This window comes from Pseudomonas sp. PAMC25584 (assembly GCF_058135675.1).
The window spans coordinates 2,252,804-2,268,060 of record NZ_CM176870.1 but is presented as its reverse complement, the minus strand read 5'-3'; the positions used below and the strand labels follow the sequence as shown (position 1 = coordinate 2,268,060).

At 62.9% G+C, this 15,257-nt stretch carries 11 protein-coding genes; 5 read left to right on the top strand and 6 right to left on the bottom strand.

Annotated features, from left to right (window positions below):
• Positions 1 to 57: 57 nt before the first annotated feature.
• From ACS5Q8_RS10585 to ACS5Q8_RS10565, 5 genes are all read right to left on the bottom strand, one after another.
• Complete coding sequence (locus tag ACS5Q8_RS10585) at positions 58 to 1,812, bottom strand: acyl-CoA dehydrogenase family protein (protein ID WP_465160145.1); 1,755 nt, start codon at positions 1,810 to 1,812, stop codon at positions 58 to 60.
• Between the two features lie 42 nt (positions 1,813 to 1,854).
• Complete coding sequence (locus ACS5Q8_RS10580; RefSeq protein WP_426101107.1) at positions 1,855 to 3,096, bottom strand: thiolase family protein; 1,242 nt, start codon at positions 3,094 to 3,096, stop codon at positions 1,855 to 1,857.
• Positions 3,093 to 4,976 (bottom strand): feruloyl-CoA synthase, encoded by a 1,884-nt coding sequence (locus ACS5Q8_RS10575; protein WP_465160144.1) that lies wholly within the window; start codon positions 4,974 to 4,976, stop codon positions 3,093 to 3,095. The genes ACS5Q8_RS10580 and ACS5Q8_RS10575 overlap by 4 nt, the downstream gene beginning before the upstream one ends.
• A gap of 127 nt (positions 4,977 to 5,103) precedes the next feature.
• Complete coding sequence (locus ACS5Q8_RS10570) at positions 5,104 to 6,552, bottom strand: aldehyde dehydrogenase (RefSeq protein WP_276197430.1); 1,449 nt, start codon at positions 6,550 to 6,552, stop codon at positions 5,104 to 5,106.
• A gap of 109 nt (positions 6,553 to 6,661) precedes the next feature.
• Positions 6,662 to 7,492, bottom strand: coding sequence for a p-hydroxycinnamoyl CoA hydratase/lyase (locus ACS5Q8_RS10565; RefSeq protein ID WP_046483783.1), 831 nt, complete (start codon positions 7,490 to 7,492; stop codon positions 6,662 to 6,664).
• A gap of 213 nt (positions 7,493 to 7,705) precedes the next feature.
• On the opposite strand from ACS5Q8_RS10565, the gene ACS5Q8_RS10560 reads away from it, so the two are divergent.
• Entirely contained in the window at positions 7,706 to 8,194 is a 489-nt protein-coding gene (locus tag ACS5Q8_RS10560) for a MarR family winged helix-turn-helix transcriptional regulator (RefSeq protein ID WP_276197429.1), read from the top strand.
• A 5-nt stretch (positions 8,195 to 8,199) separates the two neighbouring features.
• On the opposite strand, the gene ACS5Q8_RS10555 is transcribed toward ACS5Q8_RS10560, so the two are convergent.
• A complete protein-coding gene (locus ACS5Q8_RS10555; RefSeq protein WP_276197428.1) occupies positions 8,200 to 9,525 on the bottom strand; it encodes an OprD family porin in 1,326 nt (441 codons plus the stop codon).
• Between the two features lie 310 nt (positions 9,526 to 9,835).
• On the opposite strand from ACS5Q8_RS10555, the gene mhpT reads away from it, so the two are divergent.
• The 4 genes from mhpT (at position 9,836) to ACS5Q8_RS10535 (ending at position 15,123) form a co-directional block, all read left to right on the top strand.
• Positions 9,836 to 11,065, top strand: a complete 1,230-nt coding sequence (gene mhpT, locus ACS5Q8_RS10550) for a 3-(3-hydroxy-phenyl)propionate transporter MhpT (RefSeq protein WP_465160143.1) — start codon at positions 9,836 to 9,838, stop codon at positions 11,063 to 11,065.
• A 377-nt stretch (positions 11,066 to 11,442) separates the two neighbouring features.
• Positions 11,443 to 12,435 (top strand): SphA family protein, encoded by a 993-nt coding sequence (locus ACS5Q8_RS10545; RefSeq protein ID WP_465160142.1) that lies wholly within the window; start codon positions 11,443 to 11,445, stop codon positions 12,433 to 12,435.
• A 15-nt stretch (positions 12,436 to 12,450) separates the two neighbouring features.
• On the top strand, positions 12,451 to 13,632 hold the full coding sequence (locus ACS5Q8_RS10540) for an MFS transporter (RefSeq protein ID WP_465160141.1): 1,182 nt from the start codon (positions 12,451 to 12,453) through the stop codon (positions 13,630 to 13,632).
• Between the two features lie 45 nt (positions 13,633 to 13,677).
• Positions 13,678 to 15,123 (top strand): carotenoid oxygenase family protein, encoded by a 1,446-nt coding sequence (locus tag ACS5Q8_RS10535; RefSeq protein WP_276197424.1) that lies wholly within the window; start codon positions 13,678 to 13,680, stop codon positions 15,121 to 15,123.
• The last annotated feature ends 134 nt before the right edge of the window (positions 15,124 to 15,257 follow it).

Genomic DNA, 15,257 nt, shown 5'->3' with positions numbered 1-15,257 from the left:
TACCGCTAGTAGTACCGCAAGTAGTACCGCAAGTAGTACCGCAAGCATCCGCCCCCGTCAGACGAACGCCAACGCCGCGCGCGCCGCGTCTATCGCGCCCAGGTGCTGCGCCAACCGGGATGGCAGGTAATCGAAAAAGAACCCGGCGCTTTGCAGCTTGGCGGCGCGCAACGGATCGTCTTCGGGCAATGCCCTGGAAACCCGTGCGGCCCGCGCCCATGCCAGGGCCAGCAGGGCCACGCCACATAACTGGAGAAAGTCCGGCGCGGCCCGATAGGGGTACTCGCTGTCCTCCCGCGACCGTTCACGGATGGCCTCGACCACACTGGCCAGCGCGTCACACAGGGTGTCCAGCGCCTGGGCGAAACCTGCACACGCGGCGCATTGGCCGCCCTGCCCGGCCTCGTCGCGCAGCACTGCCAGCAGCAGGCCGAAGGCACGTCCCTCATCCCCCAGCACCTTGCGCAGCAGCAGGTCATTGGCCTGGATCTCGTTGCTGCCCTCATAGATCATCGCGATGCGACTGTCGCGCAGCGTTTGCTCGATGGCGAACTCGGCGACATAGCCGTAACCGCCGAAGACCTGCAACGCATTGCTCGCCTGACGAAACCCCTGTTCGGTGAAAAACGCCTTGATGATCGGCGTCAGCAACTGCGCCAATTGGCCGGCGCGCTCCCGCGCCTGCGGGTTGGGATCATGCTCGGCCTGATCGAGCAAATGCGCGGCCCAATAGCCGATGGCGCGCATCCCCTCGCTGGCTGTGCGCAACTCCAGCAACACGCGGCGCATGGCCGGGTGATAAAGGATGGGGTCAGCCGCTTGCGCAGGCACCCCTTGCGGCCTTGCTGGCGCGCGCATTTGCACGCGCTCGGCGGCGTATTGGCGGGCGTTCTGCCAAGCCGCCTCGACATGCCCCAGGCCTTGCAGGCCGACATGCAGGCGCGCCGAATTCATCATCACGAACATCGCCGCCAAGCCACGGTCGGCGTCGCCGATCAGCCAGCCTTGGGCGGCGTCGAACACCAGGGAGCACGTGGCGCTGCCCTTGATGCCCATCTTGTGTTCAATACCGTCGCAATGCACACCGTTGGCCTGGCCATCGTCCAGCAGCTTGGGCACCAGGAACAGTGAAATGCCACGACTGCCCGGCGGCGCATCGGGCAGGCGCGCCAGCACCAGGTGCAGGATATTGGCCGTGAGGTCGTGCTCGCCGCCGGAGATAAACAGTTTGTTGCCCTGCAGGCGATAACGGCCGTCGCCCTCGGGGGTCGCGCGACAGCGCAGCAGCCCGACATCGCTGCCGGCCTGGGGCTCGGTCAGGCACATGGTGGGTAAGGCATGCCCACTGACGATCTCGGGCAAGTAGCGCGCCTGCAACCAGGGTGCGGCGTGGGTCTTGAGGCAGAGGTAGGCACCGTGGGCGATCCCGGTGTACATGGCCCACGCGTGGTTGCTGGCGTAGAGCATCTCTTGCAGCGCCGCGTCGAGCAGTTGCGGCAACCCTTGGCCGCCCTGCCCTTCGGCGCACGCCAAGGCCGGCCAGCCACCGTCGACATAGGCGCGATAGGCCTCGGCGAAACCGTCCGGCGTGCTGACCTGGCCGGCGTTCCAGCGACAGCCTTGACGATCACCGCTGCCGTTCAGGGGCGCCAGCACCCGCTGACTGAAGCGCGCCGCTTCCTCCAACACCTGCACGGCGAGTGACATGTCCAACGTCTCGAACGCCGAACATTGGCTCCACACCTCGGGGGCTTGCAGCCAATGTTCAAGCACAAATTGCATATCGCGCAGCGGCGCCTGATAGCTCCACATGGCAAACCTCATCGAATAAAAAGGAGTTACACCGTTGAACGCTCAACCGCGATAGGCCGGGTTCTCGATCAACAACGCCATGCCTTGCCCACCGCCGACACACGCAGCGGCAATCCCGTAGCGCAGGTTGTGCCGGCGTAATTGCCGGGCCAGCGTCATGACCAAGCGCAGGCCGGTGGCGGCCAGTGGATGCCCCACCGCCAGCGAACCGCCCTGGACGTTGAGCCGAGCGCTGTCGAGCTGCAGCTCCTGGGCCACTGCCAATACCTGGGCCGACTGCGCTTCGTTGATCTCGAAACGGCCGATCTCATCCAGGCTCAACCCGCTGCGCTGCAGCAGCAGACGGATCGCCGGTGCCGGGCCGATGCCCATGAACTCCGGCGCCACGCCGACCACCGCGCTGGCCAGCAGTTGGGCCAGGGCCGGACGCGTGCAGGCCGAAGCGCGCCCGACCAGAGCCGCCGCCGCGCCATCAACCACCGCGCAGCTGTTGCCGGCGGTTTGCACCCCATTGGCATGCACGGCGCGCAAGCGCGACAGCGCCGCCAGGTCGGTGGGCCGTGGGTGGCTGTCCTGGGTGACGGCAGCGGCCCGGCGCGCCAGGCTGATGCCTCGCGGCTGGTACCCCTCAAGCTCGAACACTTGGTTATCGACCGTCACGATCTCTTCAGCCCAAGCGCCGTCACGCTGCGCCTGCAATGCGCGTTGATGGCTCTCGCAGGCGTAACGGTCCACGGCCTCGCGGCTCAGGCCATAGCGGCGCGCCAGGTGGTCGGCGGTGGCGATCATGTCCAGTCCCGGGGCCGGGTCGTAAAGGGCTTCCCAGAGAAAATCCTTGAATTGCACCTCGCCACCCAGACGAAACCCATCCCGGTGGGTGTAGGCCGCAATCGGGTTGCGTGACATGGACTCACTGGCCACGCACAAGGCCAGTTGCACCTCGTCGCGCAGTTGCTCAGCGGCCTGGCGCAACAGCTCGAAGCCCGTGGCGCAGATGCGCTGCACCCCCAGCGCCGGAACCGATTGCGCCACGCCGCTGTACAAGCCGACATGTCGCGGCAGCAAATACGCATCGAAGCTGGCCTGGGCCATGGACCCAGCCAGTACGCTGTCCACCGCCAGCGGGTCGACACCGGCACGGGCCAGGACTTCACGGCCGACCTTGATTCCCAGGTCGATGGGCGACACCTGGGCCAGGGCGCCACCAAGGTCGACCCACGGCGTGCGTACCGCCGCGTAAATCGCCACGTCGGCAAACGCCGAATACTGCCCGACGCCGCTCAAGGCCTGGGCTCGGCGCGCAGGATCGCAACATCTTCACCGCGATACAGCGCCTCGACCTTGGCCGCGCGCCATTGCAGTACCGCACGCTGGTTGATCGAGCCCTTGTCGGTAATTTCACCACGGTCAATAGACGCCGGCTCGTCGAGCAAGGCAATCCATTCCAAACGGCTGGCATTGCCGGTGGCGTCGCGATTGAGGCGCTGCAACCAGTCGCCGAACCACTCGCGCACCGGCGCGCTGGCGAGTACTTCGGCGTCGCTCGCGTCGGCGTTCAAGCCCGCCAGCCGGCGGCATTCGTAGAGCCTGGGGAAGACCAGGGCGCCCAGGCATTCGCGGTCCGGCGCGGTAATCACCAGGTCCTGCACATAGGGCGAGCCTTCCAGCACCGCACGATTGCGCAACGGCCCGACGCTGACAAACACCCCGGAGGACAGTTTGAAATCCTCGGCAATGCGCCCGTCGAACATCAGCCCCAGTTGCGGCTGATTCGGATCGGCGAGCTTGATCGCGTCACCCGAACAGTAGAACCCCTGCTCATCGAACACCTCGGCGGTTTGCTCGGGCGCCCGCCAGTACCCCGGCATGATGTGCGGCCCGCGAAAGCGCCCTTCGAACTTGCCGTCCACCGGCACCAGGCGCACCTCGCAGCCCGGCGCGGGCAAACCGATATACCCGGCCATGGACAGCGGCCCGGTGGTGAAGGTGCAGGACGGCGCGGCTTCGGTCATGCCCAGCCCGGCCATCATGCGGATGCGTTCTGCGCAGTGCTGCTCGGCCACGCGGTCGAGCCGGTCCCAGACACTTTGCGAAAGGCCGGCGGCGGCGAAGAAAAACAATTTCATCCGCGCAAAAAAGCACTCGCGCAACTCGGCGTCCTGCTCCAGGGCGCTGACCAATTCTTCCCAGCCCTTGGGCACCGTCAGATAGGCCGTGGGCGACACCTCCTTGAGGTTGCGCAGGGTCTCGGCAAACCCCTGGGCCGTGGGCTTGCCAGCGTCGAGGTAAAAGGTGCCACCGTTGTAGAGCACGATGCCGACGTTGTGGCTGCCACCGAAGGTGTGATTCCACGGCAACCAGTCCACCAACACCGGCGGCTCTTCACCGAACACCGGAAATGTCTGCAACAGCATTTGCTGGTTGGCGCAGAGCATGCGTTGCGTGGTAATCACCGCCTTGGGCAACTTGGTCGAGCCCGAGGTGAACAGAAACTTGGCGATGCTGTCGGGGCCGGTGGTATTGAACGCCTGATCGGCCGCACTGCCGCCTGGGGTTTGCAGCAGGCTCGCGAAGCTGACCTGGGCGCGTCCGGGCACGTGGCCACGCACGCTGATCAGCGGCGTCTCGGCCGGCAATACCGCGTCGATCGCACGCTGGTAGGCCGCTGCATCGCTGACGAACACCAGCCCTGGTTGCAGCAGGTCGCAGACATGCCGCAGCTTGGCGAAGTCCTGGGACAACAACGAATACGCCGGCGACACCGGGCAATAAGGGATACCGGCGTACATGGCGCCGAGGGCCACCTGTAAATGCTCGATGTCGTTGCCCGACAGCAACGCCAGCGGCTTGTCTGCCGACAGGCCGTAACTCAGCAGGGCCTGGGCAATCGCCCGCACACTCTCGAGCATCTGCGCGTAGCTGACGCGACGCCAGTCACCATCGGCCTGGCGCGCGGCAATAAAGGTCTGCTCGGGACGTACCCGAGCCCAATGCACCAGACGATCGAGCAAGCGCGCCGGCAACTCGGCCAATGGCTCCAGGGAACGCATATGCAACACGCCCTGTTCTTCAGTGACCTCCACCGGCGCATGGCCGATGGACACCGCGCGGTAGCGCGGCGCACGCGGCTCGGGCTGGGGTTGCGGTCTGAATTCGGAACTCACAGGGTTCTCCTCCATCAAGGCACGTCTACGGGCACCCGGTTGGGGGCGGCTCGTGGCGCGGCTGGGCAGCCTGAGGCTGCCGCCTTGTTATTGTTAGGTATGGCCAACGCGAAGCGGCGCCGCCGACTCAGATCGGGTAATGCCGCGGCCCGTTCTGCAAGGTCACCCAGCGCAATTGCGTGAAGTGTTCAATCGACGCCTTGCCGCCAAAGCTGCCGTAACCGCTGGACTTGACCCCGCCAAAGGGCATCTGCGCCTCGTCATGCACGGTCGGGCCGTTGATGTGGCAAATGCCCGATTCCACCCGCTGCGCCAACGCCAGCGCACGCCCGGTGTCGCGACTGAAGATCGCCGCCGACAGGCCGAACTCGGAGTCGTTGGCCAGGCGCAGCAGTGCTTCATCACCGTCACCGCGCAGCAACACCGCCACCGGGCCGAAGGATTCTTCGCGGTACAAGCGCATGTGCTCGGTGACGCCATCGATCAGGGTCGGCTGCAAGATGCTGCCCTCCAACTGGCCGCCCGCGACCAGCCGGGCGCCCTTGGCAAGGGCATCGTCGATCAGCGCCTTGATGCGTGTGCCGGCACTGGCGTCCACCAGCGAACCCAAGACCGAATCCGCCGCCGCGGGGTCACCCGCGCGCAGGCTGGCGACCTTGGCGGTCAGCTTGGCGATAAACGCATCGGCGACCTTGGCATCGACAATCAGGCGTTCGGTGGACATGCAAATCTGGCCCTGGTTGAAATAGGCCCCAAACGCCGCTGCGGCAACCGCCGCATCCAGATCGGCGTCGTCGAGCACCAGCAACGGCGCCTTGCCGCCCAACTCGAGCAAGGCCGGCTTGAGGTGACGCGCCGAGAGTTCGCCGACAATCCGTCCGACATGCGTCGAGCCGGTGAAGTTGACCCGGCGCACGGCCGGGTTGGCGATCAGCCGTTCGACAATCGCGGCGGCATCGGCCGGGGCATTGCTGATGACGTTGACTACACCGTCGCCCAGGCCGGCATCCTGCAACACCTGGCCAATCAGGCGATGCACCGCCGGGCTCAGCTCCGAGGCCTTGAGCACCACGGTATTACCGCAGGCCAGCGGCATGGCGATGGCGCGTGTGGCGAGGATGACCGGGGCATTCCACGGCGCGATACCCAGCACCACACCGCAAGGCTGACGCAGGGCCATGGCGAAACTGCCGGGGACATCGGAGGGGATCACTTCACCGGTGATCTGGGTGGTCATCGACGCCGCTTCACGCAGCATGTTGGCCGCCAGGCGCACGTTGAAGCCATACCAGTTGGCCATGGCGCCGGTTTCGCCGGCGGCGGCGATGAATTCGGCGCTGCGCGCCTGCAATTGCTCGGCAGCGTTGAGCAAGCGGGTACGGCGTTCATTGGGCGCCAGTGCGGCCCAGCCGGGGAAAGCCGCCTGGGCCGCCGCCACGGCGGCGTCGGCATCTTCCAGGGTCGCGGCGGCAACCCGCGAAACCACTTCACCGGTCACCGGGTTGCGACGCTCAAAGGTTCGACCGTCACGGGCGGGGCACGACTGGCCGCCGATCAACAGGGGCACGTCCAGCATGGTGATTCCTCTTTATTGTCTTTATGGGGAATGCATTCAAGCGATGTCACAGTAGCGCCAGCGTGAGGCCGCGAACAGCGGGATGCGGCCCGCTATTCGCCGGCAAGCCTCAGCGCTTGTACGTCTGCAGGCCGGGTTTGATGCTCTTGTCGTCGAGGAACTGCTTCATGCCCTGCTCGCGGCCGCCTTCGGTGTCGAGCAAACGCGACTGATCGAGCTTGGCGTAGAGGTAATCCTCGTTCTGCTCCCAGGTCAGTTCGCGGCAACGCTTGAAGCCATGCTTGGCCGCCCGTAGCACCACCGGGTTTTTCTCCAGCAGGTTGCGCGCCAATTCAATCGTCACTTCGCGCAGTTGGGCCAGCGGCACGCTTTCGTTGACCAGGCCCATCTCGGCGGCCTTCTGCCCGCCGAAGGTCTTGCCGGTCATGATGTAATACAGCGATTGGCGATGGCCTACGGTGTCGGCCATGGCCTTGCTCACCAGGTTGCCCGGTGGGATGCCCCAGTTGATTTCCGAGAGACCGAAGGTCGCTTCGTCGGCACAGATCGCCAGGTCGCACGCCACCAAGGGGCTGAAGCCGCCGCCGAAGCACCAGCCATTGACCATGGCGATGGTCGGCTTGGCGTACATGCGCAGCAGTTTCCATTGCCATTGCGAGGCTTCGCGGCGGATTTTCTCCTGGAGGATTTCCGGGCCGGCATCCACCTCGCGAAAGTATTCCTTGAGGTCCATGCCGGCGGTCCAGGCTTCGCCGGCACCGGTCAAGACCAGCACGCCAGCGGCAGGGTCCTGCTCCAGGGTTTCCAGAACGTCGATCATTTCGCGGTTCAGGGTCGGGCTCATGGCGTTGCGTTTTTCCGGGCGATTGAGAATGACCCAGGCAATGCCTTCCTCGATTTCAACCTTGACGGTGGTCCAACGGCCTTCGTAATTACTCATGACGGTACGCTCTTGTTCTGGGTTGGAAGATGATTCGAAATTAAACCGCAAATATAGTTATGTCAATTAACTATTAACCTTGATAACAAATATTCTGCCCCTGTAAAACCTAAGCTGCTCGGGTGTTATGAAAAGCCGGCATAGCCATGGCTCGCCAACCTCGGCAAACTAGATAGCTTTCTTAACCTCCACCTTCTGAGGATTGCACTGTCAATGGCCAAGCCTTCCAACCTCGCCGACGCCAACCTGGCCCTGCCCGACACCACCGAGGGGCGCGCGCCGCTGGATTCGGCCCTGGACGACCTGATCGGTTACGCCATGCGTCGCGCCCAGCTCAAGCTGTTCCAGAACCTGATCGGTCGACTTTCCGAACACGACCTGCGCCCGGCTCAGTTCTCGGCCCTGGCGATCATCGAGCAGAATCCCGGCCTGATGCAGGCCGACCTGGCCCGCGCCCTGGCGATTGAGCCGCCCCAGGTGGTGCCGCTGCTGAACAAGCTGGAAAGCCGCGCCCTCGCCGTGCGTGTGCGCTGCAAGCCGGACAAGCGCTCGTATGGGATCTTCCTTAGCAAGACCGGCGAAACCCTGCTCAAGACGCTCAAAGAGATCGCCGCACAGAGTGACCTTGACGCCACCGCAGCCCTGGACGGTCAAGAACGTGCAGAGCTGCTGCGCTTGCTGAAGAAGGTGTATCAGGACTGACAGGCCTACCAGAGCGCCACGGTGTAGAGCACCAGGAAACGGGTCTGGTTTTCATCGCGAAACGCCGCGCCGCTCGGGAAGTCATTGCGATAGATCGACTTGCGCGCCATCAGCCCGACGTTCTTCAGCGGGCCGCTCTGGATCACGTAGCCCAGTTCCATCTGGAACTCGCGCTCCTTGCGATCCTCGGCATTGAACGCCGCCAGCTCGATGTTATCGCCGCGCACATAACGCAGCCGGCCCTTCAGGCCCGGTAAACCGGATGCCGCGAAGTCATAGTCGTAGATCGCCTGCCAGGTGCGTTCCTTGGCATTGAGAAAGTCCGAACTCATGGTCAGTTCGCTCATGCCCATCAGCTCAGTCCCCGAGATATAGGGCGTGGCCGTCTCGCCACTGGAATGCATGTAGCCCAGGCTGAATTTGTGACCGCCCAGGCGGTAGCCAAACAACGCCGAGAGATTGCGGTTATCCACGTTCCCCGCCTTGGCACTGCCGTCCTCGCGACTGAAGAAACTGCGCAGGTCGCTGGTGAGCACGCCATCGCCCAGAGGCATAGTGTGCAGCAACGCCAGGGTGTCCTGCTGGTAGAGGTCGGCGATCTGCGAGTGATAGACGCGCAGGCTGAGGTCTTTGTTGACCTGGTAGTCACCGCCGACGTAAGCCAGGTGCGAGGTGGTGGCGGTGGCATTGAAACGCCGGTTGGGCGAGGCGATGGTCATGGCCTCGTAGTTGGTGGAGTCGCGCTTGTTGATGCGGTCGATGTAGCCCGTATTAAGGGTCAGGCCGTCGATATCCTTGGAGCTCAAGGTGGTGCCGCGAAAGGTTTGCGGCAGCAGGCGCGACGGGCTGGCAAAGGCGAACGGCAGGAAGATCGACACGTCACCGGTCTTCACGGTGGTTTGTGCAAACCGCAGCTTGGCGGTCGGCGCCAGGCGCGAGTATTCATCGGCGGCACGCTTGTCGCTGGCCGACACCGGCAACAACTCGGTGCCGCTGCGGTCCGGCGAAGAGTCGAGCTTGACCCCCATCAGCCCGCGCACATCCAGGCCAAAGCCCACCGGCCCTGGGGTGTATCCCGATTCCAGGTTGAGGATGAACGCCTGAGCCCATTCCCGCGCAGCGGTCTTCGCACCGTCGTCCTTGTAGTCGCGGTCCAGGTAGTAATTGCGCAGGGTCAGGGTGCCGTGGCTGTCGTCGACAAACCCTGCCGCCCACAGCTGGGTGGGCAGCACGCTCAAGGCCAGCAACGCCATGACCAGGCTCGGCTTGGGGTTCGACACACAGGAGACGGACGCCACAGCAACGGCGTCCTTCATAGGGAGTTTTGGCATGTTCATTGTCCATTTGTTGTTGTTGTTTTTGGGGTGACACACGCTCGGCCCAGTCGGCTTCGCGAACAGAGAATGGAAACAGCCGACGGTGCTCGTCAACCGCAAATGACCGATAATCGAACATTAATAAAGCTATCTACTTTTCAGATCAGCACAGATACATATCTCAACACTATGAATTTAAAGTACTTATTTATCGATTTTTGCATTTTTAATACGCCATTCATTTTTTAGTTATATTTGTTATCTTAATCGCAGCAGCCACTTGCGCTTGCCACCACAACAAAAACAACAACAATGAGGTTTGCCCATGGACAGTCCATCGCGTCGTTCGACGCTGACTATCGCGTTGTGCTTTATCGTTGCGCTGATCGAGGGGTTCGATCTGCAAGCCGCCGGAACCACCGCCGCAGGGTTGCGTCAGAGTTTTGCCCTGGACCCAAAGATGCTCGGCTGGGTATTCAGCATCGGGATCATTGGCCTCCTGCCGGGGGCGTTCTTCGGCGGCTGGGTCGCCGACCGAATCGGGCGCAAGAAAATCCTGGTGATCGCCGTGCTGCTGTTCGGGCTGTTCTCCCTTTGCACCGCGTTTGTCGAAAGCTACTCGAGCCTGCTGTTGGTGCGTTTTTTGACCGGCCTGGGGCTGGGCGCCGCGCTACCCAACCTGATCGCCCTGTGCGCCGAAGCGGCCAGCGAACGCAACCGTGGCACCGCCATCAGTGTCATGTACTGCGGCGTGCCATTGGGCGGCGCATTGGCGGCGTTGGTGGCGATGTTTTCCAGTGAACACTGGCAGACCACCTTTATCATCGGCGGCCTGGCGCCCTTGCTGGCCGTGCCACTGATGATCCTGCTGCTGCCCGAGTCCAACGCCTTTCGCCAACAGCTCGACAAGACCCTCAGTGCTCGCCCCTCCACCCGCCAGGCGCTGTTCGGCGAAGGCCGCGCACGCACCACGCTGGCGTTGTGGCTCAGCTACTTCTTCACCCTGACTGTGATGTACATGCTGCTGAACTGGCTGCCGTCGTTGTTGCTCGAACAAGGTTTCAGCAAACCCCAGGCGGGCATGGTGCAGATGCTGTTCAACATTGGCGGCGCCCTTGGCTCACTGCTCGGCGGTGTCCTGCTGGACCGCTGCAATCCCTTCAAAGTGGTGCTGTTCGTGTATGCCGGGTTGCTCGCCGCCTTGGCCGGGGTCGGGCTGTCGGTGGGCATCGTGCCCATGGCCATCGCGGGTTTCGCCGCAGGCTTGTTCGTGATGGCCGCGCAGTTGGTGCTCTATGCGTCGGCACCGCCTTCCTATCCAACGGCGGTGCGTGCCACCGGCGTCGGTGCAGCCGTGGCCATCGGCCGGCTGGGCTCGGTGGCCGGACCGCTGGCGGCTGGACAACTGCTCGCCGCAGGTGCGGGCACCACGGGAGTCCTGCTGGCGACCTCCCCCGGGGTGGCGATCGCGGCGCTGGCCATCATCACCGTCATGGTGCGTAAGGCGCCACTGAACCTGCCCGAACTTGGCACTGCCGGGCACACTAAAGCCTAGAATGTGCGTGGCCAATCGAGCAGCCGTTGGTTGCCCTCGGTGCGGATATCAGCCGGTTGCTCGCAGTCAGCGTTCAGCGACAGGACGTTTTACTAGTAGATGACGTCGAGCAGGTCTGGGCCAGTGGCCCAGACCTTTTTTCAACGCTCATTGGCGGCGTGCCCACCCCCTTCGGGTCGGTGATCCGCGTCAACCAGTCGCCGCCTCAACCACGCTCTCTACCGCAGGCGCCAGTGCCTGCGCGTTTTACCGCCTGCCGGTGGCACGCTCAGTCAAATCTGGCCGTTGCACTCAAGCATTGCGTGTGTCCGGGCACTACAGTCGAAGTGCCAGGGGTGTTAACCCCCGCTCACAATTCCAATAATAGAGCCATCGCAATGAACTTGACTCGATCCCTGCCGGCTTGCCTGGCACTCAGCCTCATCGCCTTTACCGTGCACGCCGCCGATGGCCCACCACCGCCCACGGTCAGCCAACCCAGCGGCATCAACCTAGGCGGCACCAGCTTCTACGACGGGTTCGCCGGACCACCCGGGCTGACGCATCAGACCTATCTGAAGTTCAGTACGGCCAGCAGCATTCGTGACAATGGCGGCAAGGACAACCGCAACTTCGATAACCCGACGATCAATGTCATTACCTTGATCAACCAGTTCAGCTATTACTCACCCGACACCATCGGCGGCGGCGCGCACTTGGGCTGGAGCCTGTTGGTACCGGTGGTCTCCCTGGACGGAAACTTTGGCGACAACGGCGTCAAGCTCAAGGACAACGGCGTCGGCCTGGGTGACGTCACCGTCGGCCCGCAGATCCAGTTCGATCCGATCGTCAACGCCGAAGGCCGGCCGGTGTTTGTGCAGCGCGTGGCGTTCGATACGATCCTGCCCACCGGCAAGTACGACAAACACAAGGACTTGAATCCCGGCTCCAATTACTTCTCCTTCAACCCCTACTGGGCCGCGACCTTGATGCCGGCACCGCGCTGGGAAGTGAGTTGGCGCCTGAATTACTTGTACAACTTCAAGAACAACGACCCGGCAAGCAGTTCGACGCAGGTTTTTGAAGGACGGCCGGTGCACGACACCCAATCAGGGCAATCGGCCTGGGCCAACTTTACGGCTTCGTATGAGGTGTTCCCGAAGGTTTCAGTCGGGATCAACGGCTATTACTTCAGGCAGATTTCGGATGACCAGGTCAACGGCGACCGCCTGAGTAATTCTCGCGAAAAAGTCCTGGGCATTGGCCCTGGCCTGTTCTGGAAAATGACCGAAGACAAGGCCTTCTGGCTCAATACCTATAAAGAGACCGGCGTGGAAAACCGCAGCAAAACGGATTACGCCGTGCAAGTCCGCTATGTTCACAAGTTCTGACTGAGGTGATGTGTGATGAATGCGCTCGACTCCATCGACAGCAAGAAATCACTGGGCGCTATTTGCCTGATGATGGTCATTTCCCTGGGAACGCTGCAGATCCAGCCGATCCTGGGCGGCGCGCTGATTGATCAACTGGGGCTGCCGCTCAATGCCATCGGCGCGATCTTCGCCGCCGAGCTGATAGCGATGGCCATGGCTTGCGGCGTCTGTGCGCTGTTTATGGCACGGGTCGACCGCCGCCGCTTTGCGCTGGTTGCCTTGCTGATCCTGGCCGCCGGCAACCTGGCAAGCACGCAACTGCACAGCCAGGCTTGGCTGGTGGTGTTCAGGATCATCTGCGGCGCCAGCGGTGGCGCGGTCATGGCGGTGGTGTATGCGACCGCTGCGCTGCGCAGGTCGAAAGACGCGACGTTTGCCGTGATCAATATCGGTAACCTGCTCTGGGGCATGCTGCTGGTGACGTCCATGCCCACGCTCTTGCAGGCGTTTGGTGTGCAGGGCGCGTTTTGCTTGCTGGCCATCACCAGCCTGCTCGCGGCGCTGGGTTGCTGGAAAATCCCCAGGCACTACCCCGATGCCCATCGCATCGCCCATGGTGCGGCTCAGCCGTTCGGGCTGACCGCCGTGCTGCTGATCATGCTGTTTGCACTGTTGTTTTTCGGGCACTCCGCGCTGTGGGTGTATCAGGAACGCATTGGCAAAAGCATTGGCCTGGAACCCCAGCAAATCGGCGCCATCCTCGGCGGCAGCATCCTTGCCGGTGCTCTGGGCGCCGGGCTCTCCGGGCTATTGGGGCGCCGCCTGGGTCTGTTGTTTCCGCAACTGCTGAGCTTTGGTACTGCGTTGTTGGCGACCTTGGTCATGGTCTACGGCGACAGTACCGTCGCGTTTGCCGCCACGGCGTGCCTGATCCATATGGTGTGGTTTTTCAGCCTGCCCTACCTGCTGTCGATGGCGGCCGAACTGGACCCTTCCGGTCGATTGGCCGGCCTGGGCAATGCGGCGATTTTTGTCGGTCAAGGGCTGGGCCCGTTTGGCGCCGCGCTGGTGGTCGGCGAAGGGCATTTTCGGGCGGTGGGATGGCTGGCAGCCTCGGCGTATGTCGTGGCCTTGATCATTTCGTGCCTGGTGGTGGCGTGCTTTCGTCGAGGCGTAAAACCGCGCACACCGGCCCTGTCGCCGCAATCTGCCTGAATACCCTGCCCTGACGTGAACCCACTGGATCAATGAGATGACGCAATGAATATTCCATTTCCCCAAACCCCCGAGTTTTCCGGCGCGCTGTACGCCCCCAGCCGCGTAGAGGGCGAGGTGTTCGACCTGGAGATCGAAGGCGTTGTGCCTGAAGCGATCTGCGGTACCTTTTATCAAGTCTCGCCGGACCCGCAATACCCGCCCATGCTGGGCACCGATATTTTCTTCAACGGCGACGCCATGGTCAGCGGCTTCTATTTTGCCGATGGCCGGGTCTCGCTGCGTCGGCGCTATGTGCTCACCGATCGGTTGGTCGCCCAGCGCCGTGAAGGGCGTTCGCTCAACGGCGTCTATCGCAATGCCTACACCAATGACCCGCTGGCGGCAAAAAACAACACCACGGCAAACACCTCCGTGATCCCGCACAACAACGTCCTGCTGGCACTCAAGGAAGATGCCATGCCGTGGGCGCTGGACCCACAGACGCTGGAAACCCTCGGCGAGTGGAATTTCGACGGGCAGATCGACTCAGCCACCTTCACCGCCCATCCCAAGCTCGACCCGCTGACCGGAAACCTGCTGGCCTTCAGCTACGAAGCCAAAGGCGACGGCACACCGGACATGGCGTATTTCGAAATTTCGCCGCAAGGCAAACTGCTGCACGAGATCTGGTTCCAGGCGCCCTACGCCGCTATGGTCCACGACTTCGCGGTCACCGAGCACTATGTGGTGTTCCCGCTGATCCCCCTGACGGTGGACGTCGAGCGCATGAAAAAAGGCGGCCAGCATTTCCAGTGGCAGCCAGAGCTGCCCCAACTGTTTGCCGTGGTGCCGCGCCACGGCGACGCGCGCGACGTGCGGTGGTTCAAAGGGCCCAAGGACGGCTTCCAAGGCCATACCCTGAATGCGTTCGACGAAGACGGTAAGGTCTATCTGGACATGCCGGTCACCGGCGGCAACATCTTCTACTTCTTCCCCCAGGCGGACGGTTTCGTACCGCCGCCGGAAACCCTGGCGGCCAGCCTGATGCGCTGGGTCTTTGACCTGAGCAGCGCACAGGACGAACTGCAACCGCAGGCGCTGACGGACTATCCCTGTGAATTTCCCCGTTGCGATGACCGTTACATAGGTCGCAAGTATGAACACGGATTCCTGCTCGCCTTTGATCCGCAGCGCCCCTACAACTCGGCGAATGGACCGATGCCGTTTCAATTCTTTAACCTGCTGGCGCACATCAACCTGACAACCGGCGTCACCGATGCCTGGTTTCCCGGTGACAGCGGGTGCTTTCAGGAACCCATTTTCATTCCACGCACAGCTGAGGCCGCTGAAGGCGATGGCTACGTGGTCTGCCTGCTCAACCTCATTGCCGAAGGCCGCAGCGAGCTGGTGGTGCTGGACGCCACTGACATGGCGGCCGGCCCCATCGCCCGCATCAAAGTCCCATTCCGTATGCGCATGTCGCTGCACGGCTGCTGGGCACCGCGCTAAAGCGGCATAGCGTTCCCCCCCTCCTCCAATCGCCACGCCCGTAGCCATCCACTTGCTGGAATGGCACGGGCTGTTTGGCGTTTCAGGCCGCGATCCGATCACCGAACAGAAAAATCATACTTATTCCGAAATGC